The organism is Caballeronia sp. SEWSISQ10-4 2 (assembly GCF_030464885.1).
Lineage (GTDB): Bacteria > Pseudomonadota > Gammaproteobacteria > Burkholderiales > Burkholderiaceae > Caballeronia.
This window is the reverse complement of sequence record NZ_JALPRJ010000027.1, coordinates 34,716-60,801: the sequence shown is the minus strand read 5'-3', so window position 1 is coordinate 60,801 and position 26,086 is coordinate 34,716. Positions and strand designations below refer to the sequence as shown.

The 26,086-nt window shown below is 61.3% G+C and carries 23 protein-coding genes and 1 pseudogene; 21 read left to right on the top strand and 3 right to left on the bottom strand.

The window, feature by feature from the left end:
- The 6 genes from hflC to M0D69_RS19485 all read left to right on the top strand — a co-directional run bounded on the left by hflC (nt 1) and on the right by M0D69_RS19485 (nt 6,837).
- Nucleotides 1-915: a protease modulator HflC gene (hflC, locus tag M0D69_RS19510; RefSeq protein WP_301783587.1), complete on the top strand. Its 915-nt coding sequence runs from the start codon at nt 1-3 to the stop codon at nt 913-915.
- Between the two features lie 42 nt (nt 916-957).
- Complete coding sequence (locus M0D69_RS19505; RefSeq protein WP_047897627.1) at nt 958-1,149, top strand: DUF2065 domain-containing protein; 192 nt, start codon at nt 958-960, stop codon at nt 1,147-1,149.
- Nucleotides 1,150-1,311: 162 nt separating this feature from the next.
- Nucleotides 1,312-2,463: an ATP phosphoribosyltransferase regulatory subunit gene (locus M0D69_RS19500; protein WP_301783586.1), complete on the top strand. Its 1,152-nt coding sequence runs from the start codon at nt 1,312-1,314 to the stop codon at nt 2,461-2,463.
- A 174-nt stretch (nt 2,464-2,637) separates the two neighbouring features.
- On the top strand, nt 2,638-3,984 hold the full coding sequence (locus M0D69_RS19495; RefSeq protein WP_301783585.1) for an adenylosuccinate synthase: 1,347 nt from the start codon (nt 2,638-2,640) through the stop codon (nt 3,982-3,984).
- Nucleotides 3,985-4,087: 103 nt separating this feature from the next.
- Nucleotides 4,088-4,648, top strand: a complete 561-nt coding sequence (locus tag M0D69_RS19490) for a phosphoribosyltransferase (protein WP_301783584.1) — start codon at nt 4,088-4,090, stop codon at nt 4,646-4,648.
- A gap of 305 nt (nt 4,649-4,953) precedes the next feature.
- On the top strand, nt 4,954-6,837 hold the full coding sequence (locus M0D69_RS19485; protein ID WP_367619737.1) for a potassium transporter Kup: 1,884 nt from the start codon (nt 4,954-4,956) through the stop codon (nt 6,835-6,837).
- Nucleotides 6,838-6,947: 110 nt separating this feature from the next.
- On the opposite strand, the gene M0D69_RS19480 is transcribed toward M0D69_RS19485, so the two are convergent.
- Both M0D69_RS19480 and M0D69_RS19475 read right to left on the bottom strand, forming a co-directional pair.
- Nucleotides 6,948-9,311 (bottom strand): Tex family protein, encoded by a 2,364-nt coding sequence (locus M0D69_RS19480; protein WP_301783582.1) that lies wholly within the window; start codon nt 9,309-9,311, stop codon nt 6,948-6,950.
- 52 nt (nt 9,312-9,363) lie between these two features.
- Nucleotides 9,364-9,738, bottom strand: coding sequence for a hypothetical protein (locus tag M0D69_RS19475; RefSeq protein ID WP_301783581.1), 375 nt, complete (start codon nt 9,736-9,738; stop codon nt 9,364-9,366).
- Here M0D69_RS19475 and M0D69_RS19470 point away from each other — a divergent pair.
- The 3 genes from M0D69_RS19470 to M0D69_RS19460 all read left to right on the top strand — a co-directional run bounded on the left by M0D69_RS19470 (nt 9,725) and on the right by M0D69_RS19460 (nt 13,218).
- On the top strand, nt 9,725-10,519 hold the full coding sequence (locus M0D69_RS19470; protein WP_301783580.1) for a colicin transporter: 795 nt from the start codon (nt 9,725-9,727) through the stop codon (nt 10,517-10,519). The genes M0D69_RS19475 and M0D69_RS19470 overlap by 14 nt on opposite strands.
- 75 nt (nt 10,520-10,594) lie before the next feature.
- Complete coding sequence (locus M0D69_RS19465; RefSeq protein WP_301783579.1) at nt 10,595-10,831, top strand: DUF465 domain-containing protein; 237 nt, start codon at nt 10,595-10,597, stop codon at nt 10,829-10,831.
- Nucleotides 10,832-10,995: 164 nt separating this feature from the next.
- On the top strand, nt 10,996-13,218 hold the full coding sequence (locus tag M0D69_RS19460) for an ATP-dependent DNA helicase (RefSeq protein ID WP_301783625.1): 2,223 nt from the start codon (nt 10,996-10,998) through the stop codon (nt 13,216-13,218).
- 118 nt (nt 13,219-13,336) lie between these two features.
- On the opposite strand, the gene M0D69_RS19455 is transcribed toward M0D69_RS19460, so the two are convergent.
- Complete coding sequence (locus M0D69_RS19455) at nt 13,337-14,209, bottom strand: outer membrane protein assembly factor BamD (RefSeq protein ID WP_301783624.1); 873 nt, start codon at nt 14,207-14,209, stop codon at nt 13,337-13,339.
- A 57-nt stretch (nt 14,210-14,266) separates the two neighbouring features.
- Between M0D69_RS19455 and M0D69_RS19450 the strand changes: the two genes are divergently transcribed.
- From M0D69_RS19450 to rimO, 12 genes and pseudogenes are all read left to right on the top strand, one after another.
- Nucleotides 14,267-15,526: an RluA family pseudouridine synthase gene (locus M0D69_RS19450; protein WP_301783578.1), complete on the top strand. Its 1,260-nt coding sequence runs from the start codon at nt 14,267-14,269 to the stop codon at nt 15,524-15,526.
- Between the two features lie 5 nt (nt 15,527-15,531).
- The gene (gene pgeF, locus M0D69_RS19445; protein WP_301783577.1) at nt 15,532-16,392 is read left to right on the top strand and encodes a peptidoglycan editing factor PgeF; all 861 of its coding nucleotides are present in this window, start codon (nt 15,532-15,534) and stop codon (nt 16,390-16,392) included.
- 471 nt (nt 16,393-16,863) lie between these two features.
- Nucleotides 16,864-18,696: a class I poly(R)-hydroxyalkanoic acid synthase gene (phaC, locus tag M0D69_RS19440; RefSeq protein WP_301783623.1), complete on the top strand. Its 1,833-nt coding sequence runs from the start codon at nt 16,864-16,866 to the stop codon at nt 18,694-18,696.
- Nucleotides 18,697-19,003: 307 nt separating this feature from the next.
- Nucleotides 19,004-20,185 carry an acetyl-CoA C-acetyltransferase gene (locus M0D69_RS19435; protein WP_301783576.1) on the top strand — a complete coding sequence of 394 codons (1,182 nt, stop codon included), beginning with the start codon at nt 19,004-19,006 and terminating at the stop codon, nt 20,183-20,185.
- Between the two features lie 88 nt (nt 20,186-20,273).
- Nucleotides 20,274-21,014, top strand: a complete 741-nt coding sequence (locus M0D69_RS19430; RefSeq protein WP_047897600.1) for a 3-ketoacyl-ACP reductase — start codon at nt 20,274-20,276, stop codon at nt 21,012-21,014.
- A 173-nt stretch (nt 21,015-21,187) separates the two neighbouring features.
- Nucleotides 21,188-21,784 (top strand): polyhydroxyalkanoate synthesis repressor PhaR, encoded by a 597-nt coding sequence (phaR, locus tag M0D69_RS19425; RefSeq protein ID WP_301783575.1) that lies wholly within the window; start codon nt 21,188-21,190, stop codon nt 21,782-21,784.
- A gap of 218 nt (nt 21,785-22,002) precedes the next feature.
- Nucleotides 22,003-22,259 (top strand): annotated as a pseudogene (locus M0D69_RS19420) (type II toxin-antitoxin system HigB family toxin).
- Complete coding sequence (locus tag M0D69_RS19415) at nt 22,256-22,627, top strand: type II toxin-antitoxin system HigA family antitoxin (protein WP_301783574.1); 372 nt, start codon at nt 22,256-22,258, stop codon at nt 22,625-22,627. The pseudogene M0D69_RS19420 and the gene M0D69_RS19415 overlap by 4 nt, the downstream one beginning before the upstream one ends.
- A 239-nt stretch (nt 22,628-22,866) precedes the next feature.
- The gene (locus M0D69_RS19410; RefSeq protein ID WP_301783573.1) at nt 22,867-23,115 is read left to right on the top strand and encodes a type II toxin-antitoxin system Phd/YefM family antitoxin; all 249 of its coding nucleotides are present in this window, start codon (nt 22,867-22,869) and stop codon (nt 23,113-23,115) included.
- Nucleotides 23,112-23,498 carry a type II toxin-antitoxin system VapC family toxin gene (locus M0D69_RS19405; protein WP_301783572.1) on the top strand — a complete coding sequence of 129 codons (387 nt, stop codon included), beginning with the start codon at nt 23,112-23,114 and terminating at the stop codon, nt 23,496-23,498. The genes M0D69_RS19410 and M0D69_RS19405 overlap by 4 nt, the downstream gene beginning before the upstream one ends.
- Before the next feature lie 9 nt (nt 23,499-23,507).
- Nucleotides 23,508-24,560: a tRNA-dihydrouridine synthase gene (locus tag M0D69_RS19400; RefSeq protein ID WP_301783571.1), complete on the top strand. Its 1,053-nt coding sequence runs from the start codon at nt 23,508-23,510 to the stop codon at nt 24,558-24,560.
- A 115-nt stretch (nt 24,561-24,675) separates the two neighbouring features.
- Nucleotides 24,676-26,067, top strand: coding sequence for a 30S ribosomal protein S12 methylthiotransferase RimO (gene rimO / locus M0D69_RS19395; RefSeq protein ID WP_301783570.1), 1,392 nt, complete (start codon nt 24,676-24,678; stop codon nt 26,065-26,067).
- Nucleotides 26,068-26,086: the final 19 nt, after the last annotated feature.

Sequence of the window (26,086 nt, the reverse complement as noted above, 5' to 3'; positions counted from 1 at the left end):
ATGAATCGAATTATTGCGCTCGTAGTCGCTGTGGTAATCGTGCTGTTCATCGGCTCGTCCATGATGTTCGTGGTCGACGAACGCCATGCGGGCGTGGTGACCTCGCATGGCGGCGGCTCGCCCACGCTCGTCACGCCCGGCCTGCATTTCAAGCTGCCGCCGCCGTTCCAGGCGCTCACGCTGATCGACACGCGTACGCTCACGCTCGACGAAGCGGGCACGGATCGCTTCAACACGTCGGACAAGAACGAGGTGATCGTGAACACGGTCATCAAGTACCGCGTGACCGATCCGCTCAAGCTCTTCGAAAGCAACGAGAAGAACACGCAAACGGCGCAGGACCGGCTGGCCGCGCTCACGCGCACGGCGTTGACATCGGCGTTCACGAAACGCTCGCTGACGGACGTGCTGGGTGAACAGCAGGCTATCGCGAGCGAAGCACAGAAGGAGATCGAGCAGCCGGTGGCCGCGTTCGGCGTGGAACTCGTCGATCTGCAACTGACGCGCATCGACTTTCCGCCGGCGGTGGCCGATTCGGTCTACAAACGCATGATCGCGGCGCGCCAGCAAGCGGCGGCCGAGGCGCGCGCGAAGGGCACGGCGGATGCCGATGCGCTGAAAGCGAGCGCGGAGCGCCAGCAGGAAGCCATTCTCGCCGATGCCTACAAAGAAGCGCAGACCATCAAGGGTGAGGGCGATGGCAAGGCTGCGTCGATTGCCGCCGACGCATACGGCGTCGATCCGCAGTTCTACCAGTTCTATCAAAGCCTCGAAGCGTATAAAAAGACCTTCAATGCCGGCGACGTGATGGTCGTCGATCCAAGCAGCGACTTCTTCCGCTTCATGCGCAGCCCGAATGGCGCTGCGCCGAGCGGAGCCGATGCCACCACCCCGGCGCTCGCGCACAAACGCTGAGCGTCCAAGCGTCGCGGTGCGAGCCGCGACGCCTTAAATCGAATGGATATGGCTGCATCGTTACTGCTCGCGATTGCGTTGATGCTGATTATCGAAGGGATGTTTCCGTTCGTCTTCCCTAACTCCTGGCGCGACACGTTCCGCCGGATCGCGCAACGGCCGCCGCACCAGATTCGCATCGGCGGCCTGATCGCCATGGTGCTTGGCGTGATCCTGCTGCTTATTGCGACCTGAATTGCGACCTGAATTGCGACCTGAATTGCGACCTGAAACTCGCGACCGGAAATTTCAAAGTGGGACGACGTGCAGTAGTTGGTCGCCCATAGACTCAAAGCTTGCCCTGACCGGCGACATTCATTATCCGCCGTGCTCAAACGCTCCGTAGGAAACGCACTGATGTCCACCTGGTTACTTCCCGAGAATATCGCCGACGTCTTGCCGTCCGAGGCTCGCAAGATTGAAGAATTGCGCCGCCGGCTGCTGGACCGTTTTCGTTCGTATGGCTACGAACTCGTGATGCCGCCGATGCTCGAGTATCTCGAGTCGCTGCTGACCAGCGGCGGCAGCGATCTGAACCTGCGCACGTTCAAGCTCGTCGATCAATTGTCCGGCCGTACGCTCGGCCTGCGCGCCGACATTACGCCGCAGGTGTCGCGTATCGACGCGCATTTGCTGAATCGCCAGGGCGTGACGCGCCTGTGCTACGCGGGCAATGTGCTGCATACGCGGCCGCGCGGCTTGCACGCCACGCGTGAGCAGATCCAGATTGGCGCGGAAATCTACGGTCACGCCGGACTGGAAGCGGATCTCGAGATCCAGCAACTGATGCTGGATTCACTGCGTCTGAGCGGCCTCGATAAAGTGCGCCTCGACCTGTGCCACGCCGGCGTTCTGGCTGCCTTGCTCGAACTCGAGCCGGCCGCAGCGGCGCTCGGCGAAGCGCTGTATGACGCGCTCGGTGCGAAGGATGTGCCGCGCCTGAACGAACTCACAGCCAATCTCGGCGATGTCACCCGGGAAGCGCTGCGCGCGTTGCCGTCGCTGTATGGCGACGCTTCCGTGCTCGACGAAGCGCGCGCCCGGCTGCCGAATCTGCCGGTAATCGGCCGCGCACTCGACGACCTCGCGTTCCTCGCCGGCCAGGCGAATGGCGCAGAGCTGATGATCGATCTCGCCGATCTGCGCGGCTACGCGTACCACAGCGGCGTGATGTTCTCGGCTTATGTGGACGGCGTGCCGAACGCGGTGGCGCGCGGCGGCCGTTACGATCACGTCGGCCAGGCCTACGGCCGCGCGCGTCCGGCAACGGGTTTCTCGCTCGACCTGCGCGAAGTCGCCCGTATTTCTCCCGTCGATGCCCGCGGCAGCGCCGTGCTCGCCCCATGGAAACACGACGAACCGCTGCTCGCGGCGGTCGCTGAATTGCGCGACGCGGGCGAGGTGGTGATCCAGGCGTTGCCCGGCCACGACCATGATCTCGACGAGTTCGCGTTCGATCGCGTACTGATCGAGCGCGATGGAAAGTGGGTCGTGGAGGTCCGTTCCTAGCGGTTTTGCGGTTTGTTGCCGCGTTCTGCGGCGTCTTGCAGCGTCAAACCGCAGACCAGACTTCAGCCTCATTCGATCGATGCAAAATCGATACGCGTTCGCAAATACCGGGAAAAACTCGGAACCTTCCGCGAACATAGGTAAAATGCGTTTTTAACCAGCTATCAAATTGACATGTCTGCCAGCGCAGTGAATGTGAACCCGGGGCGCAACGTCGTCGTGGTCGGCACCCAGTGGGGTGATGAGGGCAAGGGCAAGATCGTCGACTGGTTGACGGACCACGCCCAGGGCGTCGTGCGCTTCCAGGGCGGCCACAATGCCGGCCATACGCTGATCATCGGCGGCAAGAAAACCATCCTTCGGCTGATTCCCTCGGGCATCATGCGCGCCGGCACCGCCTGCTACATCGGCAATGGCGTGGTGTTGTCGCCGGAGGCGCTCTTCAAGGAAATTGGCGAGCTGGAGTCAGCGGGTGTCGACGTCCAGAAGCGTCTTTTCATCTCCGAAGCCGCCAACCTGATTCTTCCGTATCACATCGCCATCGACCAGGCGCGCGAAGCGCGGCGTGGCGCGGCGAAGATCGGCACGACGGGACGCGGCATCGGCCCGGCGTATGAAGACAAGGTCGGCCGTCGCGGCCTGCGCGTGCAGGATCTGTACGACCGGGCCGTGTTCGCGGAACGCCTGCGCGAAACCCTCGATTTCCACAACTTCGTGCTGACCGGCTATCTGGGCGCCGCCGCCGTGGACTATCAGGAAACGCTCGACACCATGTTCGGTTACGCCGAGCGCCTCGCGCCCATGGTGACCGACGTCTCGCGCCGTCTCTACGACGAAAACCATGCTGGGCGCAACCTGTTGTTCGAAGGCGCGCAAGGCACGCTGCTCGACATCGATCACGGCACGTATCCGTACGTCACGTCGAGTAATTGCGTGGCTGGCGCGGCGACCGCTGGCGCGGGCGTGGGTCCGCAAAAGCTCAACTACATCCTCGGCATCACGAAAGCGTACTGCACGCGCGTGGGCGCAGGTCCGTTCCCGAGCGAGCTGTATGACGCCGACAACGCGAACCGCCAGGAGCAGGTTGGCCTGACGCTCGCGACCGTGGGCAAGGAATTCGGCTCGGTGACCGGGCGTCCGCGCCGCACTGGCTGGCTCGACGCCGCCGCGCTGCGCCGTTCGATCCAGATCAACGGTATCTCGGGTTTGTGCATGACGAAGCTCGACGTGCTCGACGGCCTGGACGAAGTGAAGCTGTGCGTGGGCTACAAGCTCGACGGCAAGGATGTCGACATCCTGCCGCGCGGCGCGTCGGAGGTGGCCCGTTGCGAGCCGGTGTACGAGACGTTCGGCGGCTGGAAGGAAAGCACCATCGGCATTACGCAATGGGATAGCTTGCCGGCGAATGCGCGTGACTACCTGTCGCGTATCCAGGAAGTGGCGGGCGTGCCTATCGACATGGTGTCGACCGGTCCGGACCGCGACGAAACCATCCTGTTACGCCACCCGTTCAAGGTTTAAGTAGCCCGGACGTGTAGCAACGACCAAAGTGGCCGCGAATCAGCGGCCACTTTTGCATATTCAACAGACGTACATAGCTGTACATATTGAAAAGAGTTTCACCATGATCGCGATGAAAGATCCGCGCAACGACGACCGGAACCTGTGGGTAGGCTGGGACGAATATCACCGGCTGATCGAACTGCTCGCGCTCGCCGTGCACGACTCGGGCTGGAAGTTCGACAATATCCTGTGCCTCGCGCGGGGTGGCTTGCGTGTGGGCGACCAGCTTTCGCGCATTTATGACCTGCCGCTCGCCATCCTGGCGACAAGTTCCTATCGCGAGGCGGCGGGCACGGAGCAGGGATCGCTCGATATCGGTCAATACATCACCATGACGCGCGGCGAACTGTCGGGCAACGTGCTGCTCGTGGATGACCTGGTCGACTCGGGCGTGACGCTCTCGCGCGTGCAGCAGCACCTGAAGGAACGTTATCCGGCGGTCACCGCAGTGCGCTCGGCCGTGCTTTGGTACAAGGGCTGTTCGAAGGTGAAGCCCGACTATCACGTGCAATTCCTCGAGACGAATCCGTGGATTCATCAACCATTCGAGGAATGGGATACCGTGCGGCCGCACAATCTCGGCGCGTGGATCAAGCGGGGCGTACAAGACGATCGCGGTTGATCGGGGCTTGAGCCTGTCTTGATCCCGGCCGGCCGTGACTCGGAGGAACAAAAAAAGAAGAACAAAAAATGAAACTAAACGCCGTTCGATTCGCAATCCAATGCGCTCGAACGGCGTTTTTTTGCACATCGCCGATAAACGGCGGAAAGCGCCGTCCATGCACCTTCGCGGCTTTGCCGCAATGCTAAACTGCCGTCTCGCTCCGGCCGTCGTGGTATCACAACAGGCCGGTCAGGCGCCGCACGCAACGTTAGAATGGCGTTCGTTTTTTTCCGCTTCGGACGGCTCCCGCGTTTATGAACAATATGACCCATGCGCATGAGCGCAAACAGCCGCTGCCTGCCCTGGCACTCGCCGCAATCGGCGTGGTGTTCGGCGATATCGGTACCAGCCCGCTGTATGCATTGAAAGAGGCCTTCAGCAAGTCGCATGGCATCGAACTGAACGAAGCTTCCATCCTCGGGGTCATCTCGCTGCTGTTCTGGGCGATCGTGATTGTCGTCGCCATCAAATACGTGCTCTTCGTGATGCGCGCCGACAATAACGGCGAAGGCGGCGTGCTCGCGCTGATGACGCTTGCATTGCGCACGTTGAAGGGGTCCGGGCGTGCGACCGGCGTGATGATGATGCTCGGCATTTTCGGCGCGTGCATGTTTTACGGCGATGCGGTGATTACACCGGCCATGTCGGTGATATCGGCAGTGGAAGGGTTGGAAATCGCCACGCCGGCACTGTCGAATTATGTCATTCCCATTACCATCGTCATTCTCGTGATGCTGTTCTGGATCCAGCGCCGCGGCACGTCGGTAGTCGGCAAACTCTTCGGCCCGATCATGGTGCTGTGGTTTCTGACGCTTGCCTTGCTTGGCGTGTATCACATCGTGCAAATGCCGCGCGTGCTGATCGCGTTGAACCCGTACTACGCGTTTTCGTTCATGGCCGCGCACGTGCTGCAGACGTATATCGTGCTCGGGTCGGTCGTGCTGGTGCTGACCGGCGCAGAAGCGCTGTATGCCGACATGGGGCACTTCGGCGCAAAGCCGATTCGCTACGGCTGGTATGGCCTCGTCATGCCGTCGCTGCTGCTCAATTATTTCGGTCAGGGCGCGTTGCTGATGCACTCGCCGGAAGCCCGGGAAAGCCCGTTCTTTCTCATGGCGCCGGAATGGGCGTTGCTGCCTTTGGTGATCCTGTCGACTGTTGCGACGGTGATTGCGTCCCAGGCTGTGATTTCAGGCGCGTATTCGCTGACGAGCCAGGCAATCCAGCTTGGTTACGTGCCCCGTATGAAGATCCTGCATACGTCGGATCTCGCGATCGGGCAGATCTATATTCCGGTCGTGAACTGGATGCTGTTGTTCATCATCCTGTGCATCGTGATCGGCTTCAAAAGCTCCGAGAATCTTGCGGCAGCGTATGGACTGGCCGTCACCGCGACCATGCTGGTCACGACCATTCTTGCGTCGGTCGTGATGACCAAGCTGTGGGGCTGGAATAAGTTTCTGGTGGGCGCGATTATCAGCGTGTTTTTTATCGTCGATGTCGGGTTCTTCGGCGCCAGTCTTCTCAAGATCGAGCAGGGCGGCTGGTTGCCGCTGGGTATCGGCGGGGTGCTGTTTTTCCTGCTGATGACGTGGTTCAAGGGCCGCATGATCGTCAAGGACCGGACCGCCGCGGATGGTATTCCGTTGATGCCGTTCCTGCAGGGATTGCTCGCGCATCCGCCGCATCGGGTGTCGGGTACGGCGATTTATCTGACCGGCAACGACTCGCTCGTGCCCGTGAGCCTGCTGCACAACCTGAAGCACAACAAGGTTCTGCACGAGCGCACCATCTTCCTGAATTTCGTGACGCGCGATGTGCCGTACGTTGACGACGCTGCGCGAGTGGAGGTAAAGGACGCGGGCGGCGGGCTATATCTTGCGAAGGCGCAGTACGGCTTTAACGAAACGCCGGACGTTAAGGCGGTGCTGCACGAAATTGGTCGTACCCATGACATGACGTTCGAACTCATGGATACATCGTTTTTCATGGCACGGGAGACGGTCGTGCCAACGCAGTTGCCGGGCATGTCTGTGTGGCGCGAACGCGTGTTCGCGTGGATGCACCAGAATGCCGCCAAGCCGACGGACTTTTTTAGTATTCCCGCGAACCGGGTGGTTGAGTTGGGGACGAAGATCGAGATCTGATGGTGAGCGTGGTTGAATAGTCTATACACGCGGCCCGAATTGATCGTTGAATGAAAACGGCCCGTCTCGCTGAACGGGCCGTTTTCATTTCTTCGAGCAGTGTCGTTCGCTTATTTCTTCAACTTTGCAAACGCCGCTGCCATCGCGCTGGCCGCTTCCGGCTCACGCTTGCCACCCGCATTGCCGCGGATGTCGCGGGCGCTTGCACCGCCACCGCCACCGCTGCCGCCTCGGCGGTCCTGCGCACCACGTGGCTGCTGTTGTGCGGACGAGCCGTCCGCGGCGAAGTCGTCGTCCAGACGCATCGTGAGCGCGATCCGCTGGCGCTTCACATCCGTCTCCAGCACCTTGACTTTTACCACCTGACCCGCCTTCACCACCTCATGCGGGTCCTTGATGAACTTCGTCGACATCGCCGATACGTGCACCAATCCGTCCTGATGCACACCGATATCGATAAACGCGCCAAACGCCGCCACGTTCGTGACCACGCCTTCCAGGATCATACCCGGCGTGAGATCGGAGAGTTTTTCGACGCCCTCGCGGAACGTGGCCGTCTTGAACTCGGGACGCGGATCGCGGCCCGGCTTTTCAAGTTCGGCGAGGATGTCGCGCACGGTCGGCAGGCCGAATCGTTCATCGACGAAATCCGCCGGCGACAAACCTGCCAATGCTTCGCGCTTGCCCATGACATCGGCGGCGTGTTTCTTGATCTTGGCCAGGATCCGTTCGACGACCGGATACGCTTCCGGGTGCACGGACGAGCGGTCCAGCGGATTCACACCGTTGTTGATGCGCAAGAATCCGGCGGCCTGTTCGAAGGTTTTATCGCCGAGACGGGGCACTTTCTTCAATTGATCACGTGAGGCAAACGGACCGTTGGCGTCGCGGAAATCGACGATGTTGCGTGCCAGCGTCGCGTTCAACCCCGACACGCGCGCGAGCAGCGCAACCGACGCGGTATTGGCATCCACGCCGACCGCGTTCACGCAATCCTCGACTACTGCGTCGAGCGAGCGGGCAAGCTCGCGCTGGTTGACGTCGTGCTGATACTGGCCGACACCGATCGCTTTCGGATCGATCTTGACGAGTTCGGCGAGCGGATCTTGCAGCCGCCGGGCGATCGACACAGCGCCGCGCAGCGTCACATCGAGATCAGGAAATTCCTTCGATGCCAGTTCGGAGGCCGAATAAATCGATGCGCCCGCCTCGGACACCACGATCTTCTGCAGCTTCAGTTCCGGATGTTTCGCGATCAACTCGCTCGCGAGCTTGTCGGTTTCACGCGACGCCGTGCCATTGCCGATACTGATCAGTTCGGCTTGCGTCTGCGCGGCGATTCGCGCGAGTTTGGCCAGCGAGCCGTCCCAGTCGCGACGCGGTTCGTGCGGATAAATCACGTCGGTCGCGAGCAGCTTGCCGGTACGATCGACCACGGCCACTTTCACACCGGTACGCATGCCCGGATCTAGGCCGATCACGGCTTTCGGACCCGCAGGCGCTGCGAGCAGGAGGTCTTTCAGGTTGCGTGCAAACACGCGAATGGCCTCAGCTTCGGCTTCTTCACGCAAATTCGTCAGCAAATCGTTTTCGATATTCGGCTGGACCTTCACGCGCCAGCACCAGCGGCACACGTCTGCCAGCCATTTATCGGCGGGGCGCCCTTGATTGGCGATCCCCACATGGTTCGCGATCAGGGTTTCGCCCGGATGCGGTACTTGCGCATCGAGTTCTCCGCCCAAGCCAAGCTTGACCGTTAGCACGCCCGCATTACGAGCCCGGAACAGCGCGAGCGCCCGATGCGACGGCACGGTGCGGATCGTCTCCGAGTAGTCATAGTAATCGCGGAATTTCTCGCCTTCCTCTTTTTCCTTCCCCTCGACGACCGTCGAAATCACGCTGCCTTGCTTGAACAGGTAATCGCGAACCTTACCGAGAATTTCCGCCGTTTCGCCGAACTGCTCCGAGAGGATATCGCGGGCGCCGTCGAGCGCGGCTTTGATATCGGCGACGCCTTTTTCGGCATCCACGTAGCGTGCTGCTTCGGTTTGCGGATCGAGCTTCGGATCGGCAAGAAGGGCGTCCGCGAGCGGCTGCAGGCCGGCTTCGCGAGCAATCATCGCGCGGGTGCGGCGCTTCGGTTTGTACGGGAGATACAGGTCTTCCAGCACCTGCTTGCTGTCGGCGCCTTCCACGGCTGCACGCAGCTCGGGCGTGAGTTTGCCCTGTTCGTCGATGCTCTGGACAATCACCGCGCGCCGGTCCTCCAGCTCGCGCAGATAGATGAGCCGTTCCTCGAGATTGCGCAATTGCGTGTCGTCGAGATTGCCTGTCACTTCTTTTCGATAACGGGCGATGAACGGAACGGTTGCGCCTTCATCGAGGAGTTGCACGGTGGCGGCGACCTGCCGCGGCTGCACGCTCAACTCGGTGGCGATGCGCTGGACAATCTTGAGTGCTACGGTTTCCGTCATGGGGGTCTGCGTCAGCCTGCTGGCTCATCAAGGGCTTTTAGTGCCGCGCTTTTCACAAAAGCCGCGCGAACACGTTTGCCGGGTTGGTGAAGCGGGGCATTTTGCCATAAATGCCGGAGGGCTCCGGCGCGCGGTGATAGAATTTCAGGATCGTAGACGCTGCTTTCACTACCTTGTCCGTCTCCTTGTCTATCACGCTGGCTATCACGTTGCCGACTTCCCGCCTTTTGCCCGCTTCGCCGACTGCTCCAGTCGATTCGTTCGCCTCGACCGGTCTGACCGCATCGGGCGGCGCTGTTGCCGTCGTGCGGCCGACAAGGGCGTCGCGGCAGGTCTTGCAGGTCGCCCGGCCCGTCGCCGCAGTGCTGTTCGTGCTGGCCTGCGCAGGTTTCGGGCCCGCGGCGATGGCGCAGATGCAGAAGCCCATCGACCCGGGCACGTCTGTCACGCAAACGCCGCTCGTCGAGACAGGCGCGCAAGGCAGTGCCGCGGGAGCTGCATCGGACGTGCCGGCAAGTCAGGCGGCCGGCGCACTCGAAGCTAGCGCGCCCGACGCAGCGGCCGACCCAAACGGTTTCAGTGCGCGCCAGAAGGCGCTGGATGTGCGCAGCGAGGAGAATAACTATCGCTACGCGGTCAAGCAGCACGATTGCTACAGCGACTTCTTCGTCAATCATTGTGTGGGCGTCGCGCGCGAAGCCAAGCGCGAGGTGAGCCAGCAGATTCGTAAGGAACAGCTGGCGCTCGACGACGAACAACGCCAGCTGCACGCGCAGCAGCGTGACCAGCAAACCGCGATCAAACGCGCACAGTACGCGGCCGAAGCGCCGCAGCGTTCGGCGAGCGAGAAGGCTAGCGCGGAATCGTTCGCCGAGAAGCAGCGCCAGAACGAGTTATCCGCGGCGCAGCGGAACGCGGAAGCGCCGCAGCGTGCACAGAACCAGGCTACCTTCGATCGCAAGCAGGCGGACTACCAGAAGAAACTCGCCGATGCCGCCGCGCGCGGCGTGCAGGACGCAAAGGACCGCGAGGACAAGGCCGAACGCTTTGCGGCCAAGCAACGCGACGCTGCCGAGCACCAGGCGGAAGTCCAGGCCCGGCAGAAGGAAGCAGCCGCCAAGCAGGCGCAGCGTGCACAGCAGGACGCGGCAGACCGCGCGCATCAGGAACAGCTTAAGCAGCAACAGCAACAGCAGCAGCCGAAGTAAGCCGGGGCCGCACCGCAACCTCGGGCGACGCCGCCAATGACCTGAAGCGGCTCGCCGCGACCAGGGGAGCCGAGTATGCATGCATATCCTGCAGCAGCAGTCGACACAGGCACGATCCGCGAACGTATCGGGCAGTTGGAGGCGGAGCATCACGGCCTGGATAGTCTTATCGGCAAGATGGCCGACGTTCCCGGCATCAACGACCTCGAGATCCGGCGGCTGAAGAAGCGCAAGCTCAAGGTCAAGGACACAATCATCCTGCTGCAATTGCAGCTGGAACCGGACGGGCGCTCAGGCACTCAAGATACGTAAGTCGCGTGACGTGCGTAGCCCGGAAGAACTTCATGCCAGCTGCCCAGGCCGCCTCGCCGGCAGGGTAGAAACAAGCTTGGCTTACGCCAGTTACGAGCAGGAACACAAGCAGGAACGCCCCCTTGAATTCGCCCGACAATGCTCTCACAGAGAACGCGGAATCCGTGCTGAAGCCGGCCGCGAAGGCGGGTGTCGTCGACACCTCGCTTTCGCTTTCACTCGCACCGAAGCGGCGCACTGAACTCGACGCGATTTTTGCCGCCGAGGGTCTGCTGGCGCGGCACATCGATGGTTATCGTTCGCGTGCCTCGCAGGTCGAGATGGCGCGCGCGGTTGCGGCAGCCATGGAAGCGTCCGGGCGTGCGATGCCCGAACCCGCGATGTTCGACGCGCAACGCCGTCCCGCGCGCAAATTCGGGCCATCGGATGCGCCGGTCGTGCCTGAGGGCGGCGCGGACGAGCTTGGTTTGGCGACGGCGTCGACCGGTATCGACGGCGGCGAGAACACGCTGATCGTGGAAGCGGGCACGGGTACCGGCAAGACCTTCGCGTACCTCGTGCCGGCCATGTTGTGGGGCGGCAAGGTGATCGTCTCGACCGGCACGAAGCACTTGCAGGACCAGCTATTCCAGCGGGACATTCCCACCGTGCGCGACGCGCTCGCCGTGCCGGTGTCGGTCGCCATGCTGAAAGGGCGCGCGAATTATCTGTGTCACTACTACCTGCAACGCACCGCCGACAACGGCCGTTTGCCGACGCGCCAGGACACGTCGCATTTGCAGGAAATCATCCGCTTCGCGAAGCTCACGCGCACCGGCGACAAAGCCGAACTCGCGAGCGTGCCCGAGAATTCGCCCGTCTGGCCGATGGTCACGTCCACACGCGACAACTGCCTCGGCCAGGAATGTCCGCAGTACAAAGAGTGCTTTGTGATGCAGGCGCGGCGCGAGGCGCAGCAGGCGGACATTGTGGTGGTGAATCACCACTTGTTCTTCGCCGACGTGATGCTGCGCGACACCGGCATGGCCGAGTTGCTGCCGACCGCCAACACCATCATCTTCGACGAAGCGCATCAGTTGCCCGAAACCGCGACGCTGTTTTTCGGCGAGACGGTATCCACCACGCAGTTTCTCGAACTGGCCCGCGACGCTGTAGCGGAAGGTTTGAGCCACGCCCGCGATTTCTCTGACTGGACCAAACTTGGCGCGGCGCTGGAACGTGCGGCGCGCGATGTACGGCTGGCATTCAAGGAAGATTCGGTGCGCATGTCGCTCGGTCAGCTTGCCGACGACCATCCGCTATTCGACGCACTCGATACGCTGGAAGAGCATCTCGACGCGCTGACCAAAGCGCTCGGCGAACACGCTGAACGGGCGGAGTCTCTCGGCGCATTGCTGCGTCGCGCGCGCGAGTTGCAGGGCTTGCTTGGCGGCTGGACCGCGCCGCCGACTTCGGTCGAAAAGGCCGTGGCCGAGGAAGCCGAAGCGGCGGCGAAAGGCGATCCGAACGAGATGGTGCGATGGATCGAAGTGTTCTCGCACACGGTGCAGTTGCACGAGACGCCACTGTCCGTCGCGCCGATCTTTTCGAAGCAGCGCGCTGGCGTGCCGCGTGCGTGGATTTTCACATCGGCGACTTTATCGGTGCGTGGCGATTTCACGCATTACGCCGCGCAAATGGGCCTGAACGCGCGCCGTTCGATGACACTGCCCAGTCCCTTCGATTACCCGACGCAAGGCTTGCTGTACGTGCCGCGTAACCTGCCGCAACCGTCGTCGCCGAATTTCACCGACGCTGTGTTCGATGGCGCGCTGCCTGTCATCGAGGCATCGAAGGGGGGCGTGTTCTTCCTGTGCACGACCTTGCGCGCGGTCGACCGGATCGCAAACCGGTTGCGTGACACCATCGAACGTCGTGGCTGGGACCGTCCGTTGCTGGTGCAGGGCGACGCGAGCCGCACCGAATTGCTCGACCGCTTCCGTTCCTACGGCAACGCGATCCTGGTGGGTAGCCAAAGCTTCTGGGAAGGTGTAGATGTGCGTGGCGATGCGCTGTCGCTGGTGGTCATCGACAAACTGCCGTTTGCGCCGCCCGACGATCCGGTGTTGTCGGCGAGGCTGGATGCGTTGACGAAGAAGGGCCTGAGCCCGTTCGCCGTGCACCAGTTGCCCCAGGCGGTGATTACGCTGAAGCAGGGCGCGGGCCGTTTGATCCGTGCGGAAACGGATCGTGGCGTGCTGATGATCTGCGATACCCGTCTCGTCGATAAACCCTATGGCCGGCGCATCTGGCAAAGCCTGCCGCCTTTCAAGCGCACACGCGAGCTGGAAGTGGTGCGCGCGTTTTTCACCGATCCGGAAACGGCGGTGGCTGAAGAGGACGAATAAGGGCGGTGTTTGTCACCCGTAGACAAGCTTGCTTCTCACGCAATGAAAAACCAAACAATAAAAAAACCCGGCGAAAAAGCCGGGTTTTTTTATTGCAATGGTCAGCGTCCAGAAACGCTTACCAAATCTGCCACCACGATTTGTTCTCCTTACCGGGACGCTGCTTGCCGGTGACATACGGGCTGTCGGGGAACGTGGCGGCCAACACGCGCTTCGTGTCGCCTTCCAGTTGCGGCTGATCGAGCTTGCCGTACGACAGCATCATGATGTGCAACGCGTCTTCCGTTGCAGGTGCATTCCGGTATTCACGAATCGCGAGTTGCGCGCGATTGATTGCCGCTACATATGCGCCTCGCCGATAGTAATAGTCCGCCGCGTGCACTTCGTGCGAAGCCAGCGCATTCACGATGTAGCGCATGCGTTGCGCAGCGTCCGGCGCATACTTGCTTTGCGGATATTTGTCGACCACGACCTTGAACGCGTCGTACGATTCACGCAGCGACTTCGGATCGCGTTCGCTCATGTCCTGGCCGGAGAAACGGCCGAACAAACCGAGGTCGTCGTTGAAGTGGATCATGCCTTTCAGGTAATACGCGTAGGCGATGTCCGGGTGATCCGGATGCAGCTTGATGAAGCGGTCGATGGCCGAATCAGCGGAAGCGGTTTCACCGTCTTTCCAGTTGCAGTAAGCGACATTGATCTGCGCCTGCTGCGCAAAATGGCCGAACGGATCGCGACCTTCCAGGTTCTCGAAATACTTCGCACATTTGCCGAAGTCACCGCCGGACAGCGCATCCTGCGCCTCCGAGTATAATTTGCCGTTATTCCACGTTGCCGTTTCGTCGGTTTTCTCGGGCAAACCATGACAGCCCGCAACAATGACGGCACCCGCAGCCAGCGCGACGACCCTGACCGACGAGTTCGACGATAGCCGGAGCAACTGGCGCACAGGGTTCAAAACGGTTCTCAAAGCTTGATTCACGGCTCGCATCAGTGCTTGCATTTTCTAGCTCATGCCTTTCTGGCTAATTCCCAGCTTTCAGTCTAAATGACCCGCTCAAGTACAAGTCGTACCAAAGATCGCAGCAAAGATTATAGCCCAAGCGCATCGGCCGACGACGCACGCCCGGACGATTTGACCGAACCGGCAGCTGCGCCGGATGTTGCATCGGAGATTCATGGCAAACCCGTGCCCACCAACCTGCACGAGCGCCGCGCCGACGCCGAAACGCCGCGCACGATCCTCGTGCCCGACGAGTACGCCGGCGAGCGCCTCGACAAGGTCATGGCGCGGTTATTCCCCGAATTCTCACGCAGCCGCCTGCAGACCTGGATCGATGCGCAACGCGTGCAGGTGGACGGCGCGCCCGCGAAGATCCGGCAGCCGGTGCCGCTGGGCGCCACCATCACGCTGATTCCCGATTTGCTGCCCGAGCAGCTTGCGTTCACGCCGGAACCGGTGCCGCTGGACATCGTTTATGAAGACGATGCGCTCGTGGTCATCAACAAGCCCGCGGGTATGGTCGTGCATCCGGCCGCGGGCAACTGGAGCGGCACGCTGCTCAACGGCCTGCTGTACCGATACGGCGACGCCGCCGCGGGTTTGCCGCGCGCGGGCATCGTGCATCGGCTGGATAAGGAAACGTCGGGATTGATGGTGGTGGCGCGCACGCTCGAAGCGCAGACCGTCCTCACACGCCAGTTGCAGGCCCGCACGGTGAAGCGCCGCTACGTTGCGCTGGTGTGGGGAACGATGCCGGACGAAGGCACGATCGACGCCCCGATTGGCCGCGATCCGCGTGACCGTACGCGCATGGCGGTGGTGGAGAGCGCTTCGGGGAAATATGCCCGCACGCATTACCGCACCATCGACCGCGCGATGTGGAACAACCAGCCTGTGTCCGCTGTCCATTGCGATCTCGATACGGGACGAACCCACCAGATTCGCGTGCATTGCGCGCATATCCGCCATCCGCTGCTCGGCGATCCGATCTACGGCCACGCACGCGGCAAGCGCTCGGTGCAGCCGCTGCCGGACGGTTTCAATCGACAGGCGCTGCACGCCTGGCGGCTCGGACTGATTCATCCGACCACGGGCCGCGAGATCAACTGGCGCGCGGACGTGCCGGAGGATATCGAAGCGTTGGCGGCTGAACTGGGCCTCGGACGCGACGAAGCGACGGATCTCGATCCTGAGGACGCGGATTTCATCGAGGAAGAGGGATACGACCCGCAGGCACGCGGCGGCTGGGACGAGTCGCAGCCGATCGAATACGACGAAGATGATGATGATGATGACGAGGAATGACGCCCATGGTGAAGGCTGACTTCGCCGCGTACGCGCCGCTTCGCGACGACGATTGTCTTTGGCCCGATTGGTCGGGCGGTCCCGGCGCTGTTTCACATCGCGTGCACGCGTTTGCGACCACGCGCAACGGCGGCGTCAGCGCCGCGCCGTATGGCGGCGCGAATGGCCGCGGCGGACTCAATCTCGGCCTGCACACGGGCGATGCACCCGAAGCCGTGATGGAAAACCGCAGGCGTGTGGTCGAACTCACCGCTGCTCCGGTTGCGTGGCTCGAGCAAGTGCATGGGGCGGAGATCGAAGATGCGGGCGCGGTGATCGATCGCTGCGCCGGTTCTGCCGCGTCGGCGGTTAAAGCCGACGCGGCGGTGACCGATCGCACGGGTGTTGTGTGCGTAGTGATGATCGCGGACTGCCTGCCGGTACTTCTCTGCGATGCAGCCGGCCGCGCCGTCGGCGCAGCACACGCCGGCTGGCGTGGACTGGCGGCTGGAATCGTGGAGAAGACGGCGGCGCGCGTCGCCCATCTGGCTGGCGCCCAGACCAGCACGCTGCACGCATGGCTCGGCCCGGCGATCGGTCCGACGGCGTTCGAAGTCGGCGAGGACGTGCTCGACGCGTTCGTCGCTGCGGCCGATCCCGCATGTCGGGACGCGACCGTTGCTGCGTTCGTCGAGCGCGATGAAAAACACAAATATCTCGCGGATCTCTACGCGCTCGCCCGTTTGCGCCTTGAAAAGGCGGGCGTGCGATCGCAGAACGTCCATGGCGGTACGTTTTGCACGGTGACTGAAGCGGATCGGTTCTATTCGTATCGACGGGACCGGACAACCGGGCGCATGGCCGCAATGATCTGGCTGGCGGATTGAGCCGTCGCTCACCCACGTTGACCCGATGCCCCAGCGCACGGTTTTTGCTGCACTCCGAAAACACGACTTGCGCGTCTTATGTTGCGCAACAAATCTTGACATTCATCACCGTGTCACATCGGGAAAACGATGATGAAAAAAATATCGCACTGCGTCAAAATCAAGGCGACGCATTGACATGCCTTGCACCGCGGAGCAAGAATGTTTCACAAAAGCGCACGGCGTAGCAAGGTCACATCATCGCAGTCGGGCGTTTAGCGGCCCGGCGCGACAACCGCGACGAAGCGGCTCCACGTCACGCCTGCATCAGCAACTCAGTCTCTCGGGACGCTTAGGTTAAACGCGGATATGGCTGCCTCCAGATCTTCTTCCTCATCGTCACCCGGTTCTTCACGTTCGTCCGCCGCTGCTGAGGCGACATCGGGCACGCCTTTTGGCACGCCGGCCGCGGACCCCGCAGCAGTGCAAAAGATGTTCGAGCAATGGCTCAACACGTGGCGCGCAGTAGCCGATCCGGCGCTGTGGCAAAAGTTCGCCGCTCAGGCGAATTCAGGACAAACGGAAACGGGTGAATCAACATCGGCAGCGGCGAATCCGTTCGCCGCGCTTGGCGGTTTCCAGGGGTTTCCCGGTTTTCCCGGCGGCAGTAGCCAATCTCCGTTCGCGATACCGTCGATGCCCGCCATGCCGAAGATTCCGACCGCGGCTATCGCGCCGCAGCGCCTGCAGGAACTGCAGGCCGGTTTCTCGCGCGACGCCACGGAACTCATCAAGCAGGCAACCGAGCAAAGCATCGATTTATCGACGCTGAAAGACCGGCGCTTCACTGCGACCGCGTGGCAATCCAGCCCCGGTTTTGCATTCACCGCGGCATGGTACGTACTGAACGCGCGCTATTTGCAGGAGCTTGCAGAAGCTGTCGAAGGGGATCACAAGACCCGCGAACGGATTCGATTCGCCGTGCAGCAATGGGCGGCGGCCGCGTCGCCGAGCAACTACATCGCGTTGAATCCGGATGCGCAGAAGGCGCTGATCGAGAGCCGCGGCGAGAGCCTGCAAAAAGGCATGATGAATCTGCTCGCCGATATGCAGCGCGGCAAGATCCAGCAAAGCGATGAATCGGGTTTCGTGGTTGGCAAGAACATCGCGACTACGCAAGGTTCGGTCGTCTTCGAAAACGACCTGCTGCAACTGATCCAGTACACACCCCATACCGCGACCGTAAGAGAGCGGCCGCTGCTGATCGTGCCGCCGTGTATCAACAAGTTCTACATCCTCGACCTGCAGCCGGAAGGCTCGCTCGTCGCCCATGCGCTCGATGCCGGCCATCAGGTTTTCATGATCTCGTGGCGTAACGCGGATGCATCGATTGCGCATAAGACCTGGGACAATTACATCGAGGAAGGTGTGCTCACGCCTATCGATGTAGTCAAGCAGATCAGCGGCCACGAGCAGATCAACACGCTCGGCTTCTGCGTGGGCGGCACGATGCTCGCAACGGCGCTTGCCGTGCTGGCCGCGCGTGGCGAACATCCGGCTGCATCCATGACGCTGCTCACCGCCATGCTTGATTTCTCGGACACCGGCGTGCTCGATGTGTTTATCGATGAGCAGCACGTGCAGATGCGCGAGCAGGCCATCGGCGGCAAGGATGGCAAACCGCCGGCGCTGATGCGCGGGGTCGAGTTCGCCAACACGTTCTCGTATCTGCGCCCGAACGATCTGGTGTGGAACTACGTGGTGGACAACTACCTGAAGGGCCGCACGCCGCAGGCGTTCGACCTGCTGTACTGGAACAGCGATTCGACCAATCTGCCGGGACCGATGTTCGTCTGGTATCTGCGCAACACGTATCTGGAAAACCGGCTGCGTAATCCGGGCGACCTGACGACGTGTGGCGAGAAGGTGGATTTATCGCTGATCGACGTGCCGACGTTCTTGTACGGATCACGCGAGGATCACATCGTGCCATGGACGGCAGCGTATGCGTCCGCGCCGTTGTTGACTGGGCCGCAGACGTTTGTGCTCGGGGCATCGGGACACATAGCGGGCGTGATCAATCCGCCGTCGAAGAACAAGCGCAGTTTCTGGCTTCTCGATAGCGACGACAAAACCTTGCCCGAAGATGCCGATGAATGGTTCGAACGCGCGATCGAACATCCGGGTAGCTGGTGGACCACGTGGACCGAATGGCTCGACGGGTATGGTGGCAAGAAAGTGAAGCCACAAGCGGCGCTCGGGTCGGAAGATTTTCCGGTGATCGAACCGGCTCCGGGACGTTATGTCCTGCAGCGGGATCAATGACGTTTTAGCGTGACCCGTGTAGCTTGAGTTCTAGCCAAAGCGGGTCATGCGGATCGGACCCGATTGCATTTCGAACGCGACGGGTCAACAGTATCCGACGTATCGTTTCAACGTAGCTGAAGTAGTGGAAGAAATCGTAGCGCCAGCGCTGTTGAGAGCGTCGCCTGCACCGGTCAGAAACGGAGCAAGAAACGGAGCAAAAAGCGGAGCAGGCTAACAAGGGGCAAGCGCGAACACGTATCCAGCCGGCCACGCAGTCAGCCGGCCAAAACCGGGCTAGCACTTTCGATTCTCAAAGGAAACTGAAATGACAGACGTAGTGATCGTATCGGCCGCACGGACGGCCGTGGGCAAATTCGGCGGGTCGCTGGCGAAGATCGCCGCACCCGATCTTGGCGCAATCGTGATTCGCGCATTGCTTGAACGCGCGAACCTCAAGCCCGAGCAGATCAGCGAAGTGATCCTCGGCCAGGTTCTCACGGCGGGCTCCGGCCAGAATCCGGCGCGCCAGGCGCTGATCAAGGCCGGCTTGCCCAGCTCGGTGCCGGGCATGACCATCAACAAGGTGTGCGGCTCGGGCCTGAAGGCCGTGATGCTGGCGGCGAACGCGATTATCGCGGGCGATGCCGACATCGTGATCGCGGGCGGTCAGGAAAACATGAGCGCGGCCCCGCACGTGTTGCCGGGTTCACGCGACGGTTTCCGCATGGGCGACGCGAAGCTGATCGATTCGATGATCGTCGACGGCCTGTGGGACGCATTCAACTCGATCCACATGGGTGTTACGGCGGAGAACGTCGCTAAGGAATACGGCATTTCGCGTGCGGCTCAGGACGAGTTTGCGGCGTTCTCGCAGAACAAGGCGGAAGCGGCACAGAAGTCGGGCCGTTTCAACGATGAAATCGTGCCCGTCGACATTCCCCAGCGCAAAGGCGAGCCGCTGCGTTTCGCCACCGACGAATTCGTGCGCCACGGTGTGACGGCGGAGTCCCTTTCCGGCCTGAAACCCGCGTTCTCGAAGGAAGGCACGGTGACGGCGGCGAATGCGTCCGGTCTCAACGATGGCGCTGCGGCTGTGATCGTCATGTCGGCGAAAAAGGCCGATGCGCTCGGCCTCACGCCAATCGCGCGCATCAAGGCGTACGCGAATGCAGGCGTCGATCCGAAAGTGATGGGTATGGGTCCCGTGCCGGCATCGAAGCGCTGTCTGGAACGCGCGGGCTGGTCCGCGTCCGACCTCGACCTGATGGAAATCAACGAAGCATTCGCGGCCCAGGCGCTCGCGGTGCATCAGCAGATGGGCTGGGACACGTCGAAGGTCAACGTGAACGGTGGGGCAATCGCGATCGGTCATCCGATCGGTGCGTCCGGTTGCCGGATTCTCGTCACGCTGCTGCATGAAATGCAGAAACGCGATGCGAAGAAAGGGCTGGCGTCGTTGTGTATCGGCGGCGGTATGGGTGTGGCGCTCGCGGTAGAGCGACCGTAGGGAGACAGCGTGCGAGAGCACCGCGCGCCACGGCCCGGGTGTTGAGAAGCCCGGACGGCGGCGCGCATAACGATAAACGGAGCGAGCAATGACGAAACGAGTAGCGTATGTGACGGGCGGCATGGGCGGCATTGGTACGAGTATCTGCCAGCGGCTGCATAAGGACGGCTACACGGTCGTCGCGGGTTGCGGGCCGAATTCGCCGCGCCGGGTCAAATGGCTCGAAGAGCAAAAGGCGTTGGGTTACGACTTCATCGCCTCCGAAGGCAACGTGGGCGACTGGGAGTCGACCAAGAACGCCTTCGACAAGGTCAAGGCCGAAGTCGGCGAAGTCGACATCCTGGTGAACAATGCGGGCATCACGCGCGACGTTGTGTTCCGCAAGATGACGCACGAAGACTGGACCGCCGTTATCGACACCAACCTGACGAGCCTTTTCAACGTGACGAAACAGGTGATCGACGGCATGGTCGAGCGCGGCTTCGGACGCGTGATCAATATTTCGTCGGTGAACGGTCAGAAAGGGCAGTTCGGCCAGACCAACTACTCCACGGCCAAGGCCGGCATTCACGGCTTCACGATGGCGCTGGCGCAGGAAGTGGCGACCAAGGGCGTGACGGTCAATACCATTTCGCCGGGTTACATCGGGACGGATATGGTGAAGTCGATCCGTCCGGACGTGCTGGAGAAGATCGTCGCGACCATTCCGGTTCGCAGGCTCGGGCGGCCGGAGGAAATTGGCTCGATCGTGGCGTGGCTGGCATCGGAGGAATCGGGGTTTTCGACTGGCGCCGACTTCTCGCTGAATGGCGGCTTGCACATGGGGTGAGGGGCTTCAAGCGGCGCGCCATAAAGCTGTGCGCGCCGCGCGTCCCGCGTCGGAGCGGGACGTTGCAACTGGATGCCGGTTCGCCGGCACCGACTACGAACCGGCGGCTTGCGTCGCTTTCAATTACGCGGAGTCCGTCGGCACAGTTTGAGTTTTGCGTTTAAAGGCGTTACATGACCACTACAAAGAAATCCGCCGAACGACTCATAAAAAAATATCCGAATCGCCGGCTCTACGATACCGAAACCAGCACCTACATCACGCTTTCCGACGTCAAACAGCTCGTGCTCGACCAGGAAGAGTTCAAGGTGATGGACGCCAAGTCCGCCGAGGACCTGACGCGCAGCATCCTGTTGCAGATCATTTTGGAAGAAGAAAGCGGCGGCCTGCCGATGTTTTCATCGACCATGCTCTCGCAGATCATCCGCTTCTACGGCAACGCGATGCAGGGCATGATGGGCACGTACCTGGAGAAGAATATCCAGGCGTTCATCGACATCCAGCACAAGCTCACCGACCAGTCGAAAGGGCTGATCGACGGTAATGCCGTGCCGCTGAATCCCGAAGTCTGGTCGCAATTCATGAACATGCAGGCGCCCATGATGCAGGGAATGATGACGAGCTATATCGAGCAATCGAAGAATATGTTCATGCAGATGCAGGAGCAGATGCAGACCCAGGCGAAGTCGATGTTCAACACGTTCCCGTTCCCGAATGCGCCGGGAAGCACGCCTACGCCGGGAACCACGCCTACGCCCGAGAAGAAGTAAGGGGGCGGCCCGGCGAGCGGTTTGCAGGAGACTTGCGACGGCTTTGAAAGCCGCGCGGGTCAAGGTTGGGCGCGCAGCATGCGACCGCGCCGAGAGTTGGCTTCGTTTCGCTCGGATGCCCGTAGGCGCGTGAAAATAGACCGCGTTACATCCCTGTCTTTTTCTCATTTCCGTGGCCGATCTTTACACAGTCCCAAATTGGGACTGTGATTGATTTCATGCGAATTTTTGCCAGGCGAACCATACTCGACTTCTGTGAGCGACCAAAGCAACTTGGGCGAACCCGCAGGATATCAAGAGCCGATATGCGTCGGCCAGTTTTGTCGGGGGCAACCGCGTGGTGTTCAATCTGAAAGGATGTGACTACCGGTTGATTGTGGCTATCGCATACCGAATTGGCGCTGTCTCCATTAAGTTCATCGGCACGCACACCGAGTACGACAAGGTCGACGCGAAAACTGTGGAAATGGAGTGAAGAATAGGGAAATTCGACCGCTGCACAACGAAGAGGACTATCGCACTGCACTGGCGAGAGTGGCAGCGCTCGTCGATCTCGATCCAGAGCAAGGGACGCCAGAAGGCGACGCGCTCGAAGTGTTGGGTGTCCTGGTTGAACGCTACGAACAGGAACACTTTCCGCTCGAGTGGCCTGACCCGATCGAGGCAATCCGGTTTCGCATGGAGAAGGGCGGGCTGTCAGTCACGGACATGAAGCCGTACATCGGCCCCGCGAACCGCGTATACGAGGTTCTGAGTGGAACCCGACCGCTTAGCCTAGCCATGATCCGGCGCCTGCATGAGGGTTTGCGCATACCGGCCGAAGTGTTGATCGGCGCCGCGTAGACCGCGGCATTATGTCTGAGTTACCCCCCCCTGATAAAGCCCATTCGGCGGGCAGCAGTCCCGCTGCTTGATGTATGCGGCACAGGATGAACGGGTCCTCCCTAGACTTTCGACCAAAGCGGCACCGCTCGGACGAGGGTTGGCGAGAGTCATCTTGAATGGTTTGGCGACAGTCATCTTGAATTTATCACTTAGCTAGACTAGACTAGTCTGGAATATGAAATAATGGGAGATGTCCAATGGAAATCGTCAACATGTTGCAAGCGAAATCCACCTTGTCACGCTTGGTGGAGGCCATCGAACAGGGGCGAGAGCGCGAAATCATCATCGCCCGAGGCGGTCGGCCTGTGGCCAAACTGGTTCCCCTGGAGAACGTGCCGGCAGGAAAACGCATTGGAATAGCCAAGGATGCGTTTGAGGTGCCCGACTCCATTGATGCGCACAACAAGGAAATAGCGGAACTGTTCCTCGGAGGAGGTAAATCTTGAACGTTCTGCTCGATACACACGTGGCACTATGGGCCATCACAGACAGCCCAAAGCTGGCCCAAGCGGCGCGCACGCTCATTCAGTCGCCGAAAACGACGGTCTGGGTCAGTACCGCCAGCGTCTGGGAAATCGCGATTAAGTACGCCCTCGGGCGCGGGGACATGCCTGTCTCGAGCGAAGATGCCGTACGCTATTTCCGAGAGTCCGGTTATCAGTTCCTTGCCATCGACGCTGAGCATGCCATCGCGGTGGAAGGGTTGCCCGCGCATCATCAAGACCCGTTTGACCGGATGCTCGTTGCTCAAGCCCTGGTTGAACCGATGCGACTGATGACCCATGACGCTACGGTGGCCCTTTATAGTGACACCATTGTCAAAATCTGACGTTCTCGCATGAGCCGGCTATTTCTTGCGCCCATGGAAGGGCTTGCGGACTACGTGCTGCGTGACGTGCTGACCCGCACAGGCGGATTCGACGGATGCGTATCCGAATTCGTCAGGGTTACGGGCTCGGTACTTCCCCGAAGTGTCTATGAGAGAGAAACGCCCGAAGTCCTCCACGGGGGCCGTACACCCGGCAGCACGCCAATGGTGATTCAATTGCTCGGCAGCGATCCTGGATGGATGGCGCTGAATGCGGCCTGTGCAGCCAGTCTGTCGCCGCATGGAGTCGATCTGAACTTCGGCTGTCCCGCCAAGATCGTCAACCGACACGGCGGTGGCGCGATGCTTCTGGCGCACCCTGAAGAGCTGAACCGGATCGTTTCGTCCGTTCGCGCGGCGGTGCCTGCTGGCATCGCCGTGACAGCAAAAATGCGGCTTGGCGTGTCCGATACCTCGCTTGCGATCGACTGTGCCACGGCGCTGGCGGAGGGCGGTGCCGCCTCCCTTGTCGTGCATGCCAGAACGCGTGACCACGGCTACCGGCCGCCAGCTCACTGGGAGTGGATCGCACGTATAAACGCCGCCGTGGGCGTGCCGGTCGTCGCCAATGGAGAAGTCTGGACAGTGGCCGACTGGGAGCGGTGCCGGGCGGTTAGCGGCTGTGCGGACGTGATGATCGGGCGCGGCGCCGTCTCGGATCCGTTCCTGGCTTTGCGCATCCGCGGGCTGATGGACCGGACGCCTTCCGGCGAGGAATGGCCGGCCGTGCTCGCTCAACTCGCCGATTACCTGAGAAAGCTGCAAGTCCGTGTCGCGGCCCGTCATGAGCACGGACGCGTCAAAATGTGGCTCGGCTATCTCAAGCGGACCTGGCCGCAGGCCGCCGAGCTGCACGCAGCCATCCGGCGCCTGCATGATTCGCACGAAATCCTTGGCGTGATCGAGGGCGCTCCGGCATTCAAGGACTCGATACCCGCACCCCAAAGCGCAACCCTCGGCCGGCTCGGTTCGACAATGCCTTTCCACCCGGTCAGCTGCACCATCGCTGGCGCGGTACAATAAACGGTTGCGTGCGCGGGACGCTGTCCGGACTCCGGTCCTCACGGACGCCGTACCCGTTACCTTGCGCACCGTCCCCATTTGTCGCCATCGTCACCGCTATACGCCGGACCCACCTATGTCGCAGACCATTTCCCCCGCCGTGCCGACCCCTTCGGTTCCTAAAGTCGGGTTCGTATCCCTCGGGTGCCCGAAAGCCTTGGTCGACTCCGAGCAGATCATTACGCAACTGCGCGCGGAGGGTTACGAGATTTCCGGCTCCTACGACGGCGCCGATCTCGTCGTGGTCAACACCTGCGGTTTCATCGATGAAGCCGTGCAGGAAAGCCTCGACGCCATCGGCGAGGCGCTGCACGAGAACGGCAAGGTGATCGTGACCGGCTGTCTCGGCGCGAAGAAAAGCGCGAGCGGAACGGGTTTGATCGAGGAAGTGCATCCGAAGGTGCTGGCTGTGACCGGGCCGCACGCGACCGCCGAAGTCATGAGCCACGTGCATCTGCATTTGCCCAAGCCGCACGATCCGTTCATCGACCTCGTGCCGCCTGCCGGCATCAAGCTGACGCCGCGGCATTATGCGTATCTGAAGATATCGGAAGGGTGTAATCACCGGTGCACGTTCTGCATCATCCCTTCCATGCGCGGCGATCTGGTGTCGCGCCCGGTTGCCGACGTGATGCTCGAAGCCGAAAACCTCTTCAAATCCGGCGTCAAGGAGTTGCTCGTGATTTCGCAGGACACGAGCGCGTATGGCGTCGATGTCAAATATCGCACCGGTTTCTGGAACGGCAAGCCGGTCAAGACACGCATGACGGATCTCGTCGGTGCGCTGGGCGAGCTGGCGGCGCAATACGGCGCCTGGGTCCGCTTGCATTACGTGTACCCGTATCCGAGCGTGGACGAAGTCATTCCGATGATGGCCGAAGGTCCATTGAAGGGCCACGTGCTGCCGTATCTGGACGTCCCGTTTCAGCACGCGCATCCCGAAGTGCTCAAGCGCATGAAACGCCCGGCGAACGCCGAGAAGGTGCTCGAACGGGTGCAGAAATGGCGCGCAATGTGTCCGGAGCTGACCATTCGCAGCACGTTTATCGCTGGATTTCCGGGTGAAACGGAAGAGCAATTCCAGACGCTGCTCGACTTCATTCGCATTGCCGATCTGGATCGAGTCGGCTGTTTCGCTTATTCGCCGGTCGAAGGGGCGACTGCGAACGAACTCGACGGCGCGCTGCCCGACGAGGTCCGCGAAGACCGTCGCGCGCGTTTCATGGAACTGGCCGAGGAATTGTCGGCGGAACGCATGAAACGCAAGATCGGCAAGACGCTGAAAGTGCTCGTCGATGAACTGAGCAACGAAGGCGGCGTGGGGCGCACGGCAGCGGATGCGCCGGAGATCGATGGCGTGGTGTATATCGAGCCGGCGAAGAAGGCGTCAAAGCGCTATAAGGCCGGCGATTTCGTGTCGGTGAAAATCACCGGCGCCGATGGCCATGACTTGTGGGGCGAAGTCTGAGCGCTTGATCTTACTGTCG